This window comes from Anabaena sp. UHCC 0253, assembly GCF_009712085.1.
In the GTDB taxonomy this organism is placed as follows: domain Bacteria; phylum Cyanobacteriota; class Cyanobacteriia; order Cyanobacteriales; family Nostocaceae; genus Dolichospermum.
Genome location: NZ_VILD01000007.1, coordinates 313,607 through 322,485, shown reverse-complemented (window position 1 = coordinate 322,485; position 8,879 = coordinate 313,607). Strand labels below are relative to the sequence as shown.

Annotated in this window: 7 protein-coding genes and 2 pseudogenes; 7 read left to right on the top strand and 2 right to left on the bottom strand. The window is 37.4% G+C overall.

Going from position 1 to position 8,879, the window contains the following annotated elements; all coding sequences use genetic code 11:
- The 3 genes and pseudogenes from FJR38_RS29395 to FJR38_RS19860 form a co-directional block, all read left to right on the top strand.
- Nucleotides 1–708: pseudogene (locus tag FJR38_RS29395) on the top strand (signal recognition particle-docking protein FtsY); the annotation flags it as partial.
- A 78-nt stretch (nucleotides 709–786) separates the two neighbouring features.
- Nucleotides 787–1,460 (top strand): annotated as a pseudogene (gene ftsY, locus FJR38_RS29390) (signal recognition particle-docking protein FtsY).
- A gap of 1,045 nt (nucleotides 1,461–2,505) precedes the next feature.
- Nucleotides 2,506–3,891, top strand: coding sequence for a PP2C family protein-serine/threonine phosphatase (locus FJR38_RS19860; RefSeq protein WP_168490698.1), 1,386 nt, complete (start codon nucleotides 2,506–2,508; stop codon nucleotides 3,889–3,891).
- Between the two features lie 4 nt (nucleotides 3,892–3,895).
- On the opposite strand, the gene FJR38_RS19855 is transcribed toward FJR38_RS19860, so the two are convergent.
- The gene (locus FJR38_RS19855; RefSeq protein ID WP_168490701.1) at nucleotides 3,896–4,345 is read right to left on the bottom strand and encodes a DUF29 domain-containing protein; all 450 of its coding nucleotides are present in this window, start codon (nucleotides 4,343–4,345) and stop codon (nucleotides 3,896–3,898) included.
- Between the two features lie 183 nt (nucleotides 4,346–4,528).
- Here FJR38_RS19855 and FJR38_RS19850 point away from each other — a divergent pair, with 183 nt between their 5' ends.
- Both FJR38_RS19850 and FJR38_RS19845 read left to right on the top strand, forming a co-directional pair.
- Nucleotides 4,529–5,455 (top strand): hypothetical protein, encoded by a 927-nt coding sequence (locus FJR38_RS19850; protein ID WP_168490703.1) that lies wholly within the window; start codon nucleotides 4,529–4,531, stop codon nucleotides 5,453–5,455.
- A 53-nt stretch (nucleotides 5,456–5,508) separates the two neighbouring features.
- On the top strand, nucleotides 5,509–6,489 hold the full coding sequence (locus FJR38_RS19845) for a protein rep (protein ID WP_371418249.1): 981 nt from the start codon (nucleotides 5,509–5,511) through the stop codon (nucleotides 6,487–6,489).
- A gap of 6 nt (nucleotides 6,490–6,495) precedes the next feature.
- On the opposite strand, the gene FJR38_RS19840 is transcribed toward FJR38_RS19845, so the two are convergent.
- Nucleotides 6,496–6,816 (bottom strand): hypothetical protein, encoded by a 321-nt coding sequence (locus tag FJR38_RS19840; protein ID WP_168490704.1) that lies wholly within the window; start codon nucleotides 6,814–6,816, stop codon nucleotides 6,496–6,498.
- Nucleotides 6,817–7,385: 569 nt separating this feature from the next.
- Between FJR38_RS19840 and FJR38_RS19830 the strand changes: the two genes are divergently transcribed.
- Entirely contained in the window at nucleotides 7,386–7,661 is a 276-nt protein-coding gene (locus FJR38_RS19830) for a hypothetical protein (protein WP_168490705.1), read from the top strand.
- A 134-nt stretch (nucleotides 7,662–7,795) separates the two neighbouring features.
- A complete protein-coding gene (locus tag FJR38_RS19820; protein WP_168490706.1) occupies nucleotides 7,796–8,593 on the top strand; it encodes an Rpn family recombination-promoting nuclease/putative transposase in 798 nt (265 codons plus the stop codon).
- The last annotated feature ends 286 nt before the right edge of the window (nucleotides 8,594–8,879 follow it).

Genomic DNA, 8,879 nt, shown 5'->3' with positions numbered 1-8,879 from the left:
CCAAATAATGAATCTGCTGAACTTCCTACTCCCGAAACTCAAGAGGAAACACCCGCAGTAGAAGCAACTCAGCCAGAAACAACAGCACCAGACACGGCTGATTTATTGGCATTTGCCAAAGCTGCTTATAAGAATATTCAGGAAAAACAACAAATTGAGACAGAAGCACCTGTAAGTGTTGAGGAAGATACTACTACAGCAGAAATAGTAGAAACTGGAGTTGAGGAAGTAACTGCACTGGAAGAAACAGAAACACCAGCCGCAGAAATTACTGAAGATATCCTGAGTGAATCACAACCAGAAATAGAAACAGCTAATTTATCTTTTTTAGAACGAGCGGCGGCGGAAAGAGAAGCCAAACAAGAGAAATTAATCGCTAGTGCGATTGCCACGGATGTTCCAGAGACACCGATAACAACGACAATAGAACCAGAAGTAGAAATTCCGGAACTGGTATTTGATGATGGGTTTAGGTGGTCAGCAGAGGTTTTAGCCGCCCAAGGCAGAAAAGCCGAAGATATTTCCATAGAAGAAATTACTTGGTTGAAAAAACTTCGTCAAGGTTTAGATAAAACTCGGCGGAATATTCTCAATCAACTGAAATCAATTGTTGGTCAAGGTCCTCTTAATCAAGAGGCTGTCAACGAAATTGAATCTGTGCTGCTACAAGCAGATGTAGGGGGTAGAAGCAACAGACTATATTATTAGTGCTTTACAAAAAAATTACTCGCAGAAGTAACTCCACCAGAACAGGCGATCGCCTATCTCAAAGAAATTCTGAGAGAAATGCTAGATGCACCATTGCAAAACAACTCAAAACCTAGTTTTGCACCAGAAAAAGACAGCCTCACCATTTGGTTAATTACCGGAGTTAACGGGGCTGGAAAAACTACCACCATTGGGAAAATTTCCCACCTGGCGCAAAAATCTGGTTATAAATGCTTAATTGGTGCGGCTGATACCTTCCGGGCGGCCGCGGTAGAACAAGTGAAAGTTTGGGGAAATAGAAGCGGTGTAGAAGTAATCGCCAATCCAGGGAAAAACACAGATCCAGCCGCAGTAGTATTTGATGCGATCGCTGCTGCCCAATCTAGAGAAACCGAACTGTTATTAATAGATACGGCTGGAAGACTGCAAAACAAAAAAACCTCATGGACGAACTCAGCAAAATTCGCAGAATCATTGACAAAAAAGCCCCTAATGCCCGCGTTGAATCCCTTTTAGTGCTAGATGCGACTCTAGGACAAAATGGCCTGCGACAAGCTGAAGTATTTTCCCAAGCAGCCCAACTCAGCGGCGTTGTCTTAACCAAATTAGACGGAACAGCCAAAGGAGGCGTAGCCCTCGCCGTCGTCCAACAGCTAGGCTTACCAATTCGTTTTATTGGTGCTGGTGAAGGAATTGAAGACTTGCGTCCATTCTCTAGTTATGAGTTTGTAGAAGCACTATTGAGTAGTTAGCACCCAGACTGAGTTCAAAATTCAAAAAATTCATACAACAGGAGTCGGAGGGGCGAAGCATTTGGGCGATAAATTATCGGTTTTTTCCCAGTAGGGGCGAAGCATTCGGGCGACAAATTTTCGGTTTTTCCCCAAGTTTATTTTCCGAATGCTTCGCCCTTACACTTTTCCGAATGCTGATGCTTCCAGTCCCGTCAGGGATACGCCCTTACACTGAATGCTGATGCTTCCAGCACGCTTCGCGAACGCTCCTACTTGGACAAAAATGGATAATTTCTATAGTCAATAAACCTGTAAAGCTGATGGAATCAGGCTTTGAGAATCTCAAATCTCAAATTTCAACCCCAAAATGGTAGATTTCATCCTTCTGCTTTAAGATATTTTCACAAAAAATGGGGAATTTTTACATAAAAGAAATCTATCTAAGGAAACATTTCGAGAATTTATGGTATATAGGTTAAATGTTTGCAGCTAAAATTTGCACATTTTTGATTAAAAGCATGATTACAACTCTGTTTTTACCAAAACCCTATCAACTCAAAAACCAGATGGTGTTTGGTTTGATCATTACTAATACAGCAGAATTCACCCCATCAGTAGAGATGTTCCACCAAAACGTCTGTACAAGAAGCAGGAGTGAAAGTCGGTTGATGCTGAACTTTTGATTTTCAGTTTGTATCTTCTGCACTTGCAACCTGCTGTATCTATTCTCTAAGTTATAGAGGTAATTTTGTTGAGGACAAACTTTTATTTCTCAAGATATATGAATGGCTAATTCAGTTATGAAAAAATTGGAGGCTGCTAATTAATCATAAAAATCACTGATTGCCAAAGATTTATTTTTGACAACTCAGAAAATTCATTATCATTGAGAATCAACCCCAAAAATTTTTGTCAGCAAATATAATACTTGAAAAAATCCGTTCCCTAGTTCTGATACTCTTGCTAAAATAACGAATTTCGTTCAATATGATCTAACAATTTATCAAGAAAGAGTATTTATAGAGAACTACAAATTTGCTATTCTCAACTGCAATATTAACCTGTGTCCCAATTTCCCCCTCATCCTACTGATAGCAATAACAGTGCCACAACAGATGTCACTCCTGTGGTGGCGCTAAAAGAACTTGTGGCCAGGCTGCATCGAGAACAAAATAAAATTCAAGACTTGCTGAGTTCTTTGGGATTTGCCCTCAGAAGTTTTAATAATTTAAATCAGTTTTTGGAACTGATTCCCCTAATGGCTACAAGGGTTACAGATGCAGAAGGTAGCGCACTTTTTCTTTATAAACCCAACGGACAAATTAGATTAGAACAACTACATTGGCAAGATAGTCAGCAAAGAAAAAATATTAGAAAAGCCCTAGAAAACGCTAGTAGTCAAATTACCCTTTTACCTAATTCCTTTCCCCCAGCTATATCCACAGGAATTTTAGATGATCAAATGCACCGTTGTTTGGGTCCAGATGTGCAAATATTTGGAACAGCTATTTTAGTCAAACATACAGAACGGGGTTGGTTGTATGTTTTAAGTCGTGATCCAGAATATAGTTGGACAGAAACTAGACAAAAATTAGTGCGGTTAGTAGCGGATCAAACAGCAGTTGCAATTGAAAATGATGAACTTGCTGTAGAACTCAGAAAAAAAGAACGTTTAGATCAAGAGTTAGAAATTGGTGCGGAAATTCAACGCCGACTTTTACCGCGTCAATGTCCAAATATTCCTGGTTTATCTTTAGCAGCACGTTGTAAACCCGCTAATCGTGTGGGTGGTGATTACTATGATTTTATTCCTACTAGTCAAAACCAGTTAAAATCTCACCTCCAAGAATCTACAGAAAATGCTAGTTGGGGTTTGGTAATTGGGGATGTTATGGGTAAAGGTGTTCCCGCAGGTTTGATTATGACCATGTTGCGGGGAATGTTGCGAGGTGAAGTATTACACGGTAACTCTCCAGCCGGAATTTTACAAAATTTGAATCGCGTTATGTATGCGGATTTGGAAAATTCCCACCGTTTTGTAACTATGTTTTATTCAGAATATGACCCGCAAACGCGGATTTTATCTTATAGTAATGCAGCCCATAATCCGCCTTTATGGTGGCACGCAGCGACAAAAAGTGTCACCCGTTTGGATACATTGGGAATGTTAATTGGTTTAGATGCTAATAGTGAATATGAAGATGCTCAGGCACAGTTAGAATCTGGGGATACAGTTATTTATTATACAGATGGTTTAACGGAAGCGGCAGCGGCTGGAGGCGATCGCTTTGATGAAGATAATTTTGTTACATCCTTCAGAACAGCTTGTAAGTATTGCAATACTCCCCAGGAAATTGTGGAATATCTATTTGATCAAGTTGAGCAATTCATCGGTTCTGATAGGCAAAATACCGATGATATGACGTTGGTGGTTTTGCAGATTTTGTGATGGTTTATGGCAAAAATTCTATGTCCAGAATTTGAGTCACAGTGTAAGGTAAATCTGTTGGAAAGGTACTTTGGTTAATTCCAGTTTCGTTACTTGCGAGTTTTTTTCCTCTGCGGTAACACTCAACTAAAACTTCTTCTAGATAAGGGTTAAGACTGGGACTATCTTGGAGTAAATCTTCAATACGGTTTCTTTGTTCTGCGATCGTATTTTGCCAAGAGCTACTTCGCAAATTAGGCTGATATTGCCATTTTAGCAAATGCTGTAACAATACCTCCAATCGGCTTTTTAACTCTCGTCGCTCTGACCTTCCCAAGCTTTCAATCTCCTCAACAACGGCTTCCCAATCTACCCCTTCCCATTTCCCAGCACGAATTAATTCAGCCGTTTGCTGTGTCCATGCTACAAAATCAGTATCATACAACTGGATTGCTGTCTTGGAAATAGAAACCATGATATTTTTGCAATCTTGTTTGGATGGGTTATTAATAATCTTATTTTAACTCTAAGTCTGTAGAAAATAGATGTACGCAGATGAACTTGGATAACTTGGTGTGCAGTTGCGTATATTTGCGGTTTTGTTTTGAGACATTAAAATATAAACTGGCAATCAAAAATCTATTCAAAAATTAGGACTATGGGATTTATCGACGCAATTTTTGGAGGGTTTGGATCTTTTGTTATCAAGGGAATCAACACAGCTCATCAACTAGCAAAAAATTATATTGCTAGACTTGTTGATGAGGCTTTAAAAGAGAGAGTTGTAGAAAACCAGTCTGCATCAAATCCAACTTCTGTTACTGTCAATGTTTACAATGTTCAAAAGGTTCAAAATGATATCAAAAACATTGACCTTGAGCAAACAGAGATTGAGAAAAAGCGGGCGCATGATGGTTCTCTCAACTTAAGTGATAGAGAGAAATTAGAAGAACTCAAAAAGCAAGGTGAAGATAAATTTGAGCAGTGGCAAAAGGCTAAAACTCAGGAAGTTGTCACTGAACAGGCAAAAAATCCTGATTCCTATGAAACATCATTCTTGAATAATGATAAGGTTCATCTACTTCAGTTTCAGATGGGGCAAGTTGTCTTAGAAAAACGATGTGTGTGCGGTAGACCAATGATTTTACAGCATAGAAATCGCGCTGACGGTAGTATATTTCTATTGGGTGATTTTTTTTGGTCATGTGTTGGTTATTACAATAATCAATGTAGAGGTACACAGTCATTTCAGACGCAAGATATCGGGCTATTGCACAAAGCAAATATACTTGAACTTCAGTTATCAAATACCGAACTCAGTCAAAGTTTTACACGTCCATTAATTCAAACGACCGTTGTTCGTCTTAGACAACATTTAAGAGAGGAAGATAAGGATATACTCTGTCCAATACATCATGTACCTATGATTTTGCGAGAAAAAGACAAATCTAACCACTCAAACATCGTTCTAGATATGTTTTATCTAAAATGCCCACATTTTCAATGTCAGCAGATGGTGAAGTTGAAATCACTTGCACAAATTGCAGCATTTTTACATCGGAAAGAAGAACGTGGAATCTTTTAATAACTGCAAGTTAAGCATTTTCTAAACTTATCAAAAAGCCATTCAGTAAATTTGTGTCTACTCCAAAATCAGATAAAAGCTGTAATTTTTCTCCTCCCAAAAAATATCAACAAATTCAAAATACACCAAATTTAACAGATGTTGATCCTAAAGGTAAAACTTGGGAAAAACATCGAATTAATGCTGATAAAGTTGCTGAATATTACGCAAAATCAGATAATGACAGTTTTAATGCGTATGCTTGGCGGGTGAAAAGCTGTTCTGAGTGGCTAGAGTTTCGTTTAATTCCAGAAGAATCAGCAGATATTCTCAAGTTAAAATTAACAAATGCGAGATTCTGTCGAGTGCGTCACTGTCCGGTTTGTCAGTGGAGACGTTCTATGATGTGGAAAGCAAAAGCTTATCAGATTCTCCCTCAAGTTGTCACAGATTACCCTAAATACCGTTGGTTGTTTATCACTCTGACGGTAAGAAATTGCAACATTGAAGAACTCAGAGAAACCTTAGATGAAATAAACAAAGCTTTTAAACGTTTATCCGAGTTGAAAGCTTGGCCAGCTAAAGGTTGGGTAAAGTCTATAGAAGTCACCAAAGGTAAAGATGGAATATCAGCACACCCGCATATACACTTTTTAGCGATGGTACAGCCTTCATATTTCAGTCATGGCTATATTTCTCAAGCTAAATGGGTATCATTATGGCAGCAGTGTTTAAGGGTTAATTATCAGCCAGTAGTTGATGTCAGAGCGATCAAAAAACATCATGATCCAAAGGTGGTAATTCCTGAAATTCTGAAATATCAGGTAAAAGAGTCTGATTTATTGGATGATAGGGAATGGTTTCTAGAGTTAACCCGTCAACTACACAAAACTAGAGCGATCGCAGTTGGGGGAGTTCTCAGACATTATATGCGAGAATTAGAAGAGAAAAATCAAGACCTCATTGGTGAGAGTGAAGAGATAGATGAGGTTGAAGATAATAGTATATATTTCGGATGGAATAGAAGATTACATAAGTACATAATAGAGGGATAACTAAGATTAGTCAAAATACTGACTATCGGGTAAATGAGGAGGTTTCAGCCCTCTGAAAAAAGTAGATGTATTTCTCAGAAGATACAGAGTATAAGCGGCAAACCTGGGATTAGGATATCGAGAAGCAAGGGAATAATACAAAGAAACAGGTGCAATAAACCAGATACACTTAGTATGTATATAGGAACGTTCACCAATAACATGAAATAAAGGAAGCCAAGAAAGAAAAAGAGGATGTGTAAGGAAAGAGTGAGAAACATAAAGTCTGCCAACAGGAATACCCTCAAACTTGGGATAACGGGTAAAAATAGAAAACTCAACAATCATTGAAAAACCTCAAATAAACAAAATGATTTTTAAACTAGAGTCATTTATCCTCACCACCAAACAGGCGATAGCCTTGTAGATGAATGGGAGAACAAATAATATCCAAAAAAACAAATGTGCGCTACGCGCAAATAAAAACAGCTTTGTCTTTCACATTGAGATTAATGACAAAGTAAAAACTCCCAATTACATAGTGTTGTAGTAAATGGGAGTTTAAAATAGCCTTCACTTGAAACTAATAAATATCTTCCAAAGAATTTCATGAAATAAAAATGATCTCACCAAAACAATGGCGGATCGGTTTCATTTGGGAAAATGGAAATGCTTATAATGTAGAAATAGTGGATTAGCATTAGGAGAAAATGTCATAAAAAACAACTTATTACATATATAGATTTGCGCCTTTGTCGCTATTTTAGACTTTCAGATGGTTATTTTTTAAGACTGCAAAATGCTTATGAAATAATGGAAGCCAAAAGAAATTTAGGAGAAATTTTAAATCAAATTATTCCTCATTCTTTACTTACGACAGATTAACATAAATACGTTATATCTTCTTATCTGTTATAATGGTAAATAATAAAGTTACCAGCAAAGTAATGATTAAATTACAAGAATTGCAAGAACAGGTATTAGAATTACCAATCAAAGAACGCTGGACTCTTGCACAAACCTTACTAGCATCAATTCAACAAGAAACACTATCTTCTATTCCTACTCAACCCACCCTAGAAACCTTATCTGAACTTGACCCCTGGACACAAAGCCTCATAGGTGTAATTCGCTTAGAATCAGAAAATTCAGAGGAAAGTTATGTTAATTACCTAGAGGAGAAATATAGTTAAAAAATGACATTTTACAAAATTAGTTTAACTCAACAATTGGGTAAATTAGAAGCAGAATTACTAGAACAGGCGCAAAATATTCTGCGGCAATACCTGAGCTTAAATAACAATTAATCATATTTTTTCAAATCCTCATGTATGACAACATCTGCAAATTCTTAGCCGAAAACTTCAAAGACGATTTAGCAACATGGTTACTAGGTTCACCAATTAAATTAACGGAAATTAGCCCCACAGAATTATCAAACGAACCAATTCGCGCTGATTCATTAATTTTATTACAATCAGAAGAATTAGTTTTACACATCGAATTTCAAACCGACCCCGACGAAAATATAGCATTTAGAATGTTAGATTATCGAATCAGGGGATATCGTCGCTTTCCTCACAAAAAAATGCGTCAAATAGTCATCTATTTGCGAAAAACAGGATCAGAATTAGTCAATGAAAACAGTTTTAAATTAGAAAGAACCTATCACGAGTTTGATGTCATCCGCTTGTGGGAACAACCAACAGAGAAATTTCTCACAGTTCCCGGTTTATTACCCTTTGCGGTGCTAAGTCAAACAAAAGATCCTACAATGGTATTAACCCAAGTCGCCCAAGCTGTTGAAACAATTACCAATCAACAGCAACAAAGAAATATAGCTGCGGCTAGTGGAATCTTAGCAGGTCTGGTGTTAAAGCAAGATGTAATTAGGAAAATTTTCAGGAGTGAGATTATGCGCGAATCAGTCATTTATCAAGAAATCCTAAAAGAAGGTAAAGCTGAAGGTAAAGCTGAAGGTAAAGCTGAAGGTAAAGCTGAAAAAGCCAGAAATGTGGCTTTAAATTTGTTACGAATTGGTATGAGTTTAGAACAAATTTCTCAAGTTACGGAATTATCTCTTGAGCAAGTTCAAGCTTTACAAAAGGAGATTCTGGAGTCTTAATTTTAACTATAGTGATTCTCCAGGGATGAAATACACTTTGGCCTCTTTCCTAAAAAGAAAGAGGTTTTGAATATTACTTCCTGGCTAGAGAATTGGTTTGGGGTTAGGTCAGGCATAATTGTTAAGGAATGTTCTGCAAATTTTAGACAAAAATAAAGCAGTCGCTTGGGTTGAAGTATCGCTTAAAAATCAAGACGATCGCCATACTCCAAAACGTACCTAATTAATGGGAGAATAAAAATTTGCAATCATCCTTGACTTATTATTGCTTTCAGCCCAAAGGAAT

Bases quoted from the DNA above. Each gene is read 5' to 3' on its own strand.
- FJR38_RS19820 (WP_168490706.1), top strand. From the start codon at position 7,796: ATGTATGACAACATCTGCAAATTCTTAGCCGAAAACTTCAAAGACGAT.
- FJR38_RS19855 (WP_168490701.1), bottom strand. From the start codon at position 4,345: ATGGTTTCTATTTCCAAGACAGCAATCCAGTTGTATGATACTGATTTT.
- FJR38_RS19850 (WP_168490703.1), top strand. From the start codon at position 4,529: ATGGGATTTATCGACGCAATTTTTGGAGGGTTTGGATCTTTTGTTATC.
- FJR38_RS19840 (WP_168490704.1), bottom strand. From the start codon at position 6,816: ATGATTGTTGAGTTTTCTATTTTTACCCGTTATCCCAAGTTTGAGGGT.
- FJR38_RS19830 (WP_168490705.1), top strand. From the start codon at position 7,386: ATGGTAAATAATAAAGTTACCAGCAAAGTAATGATTAAATTACAAGAA.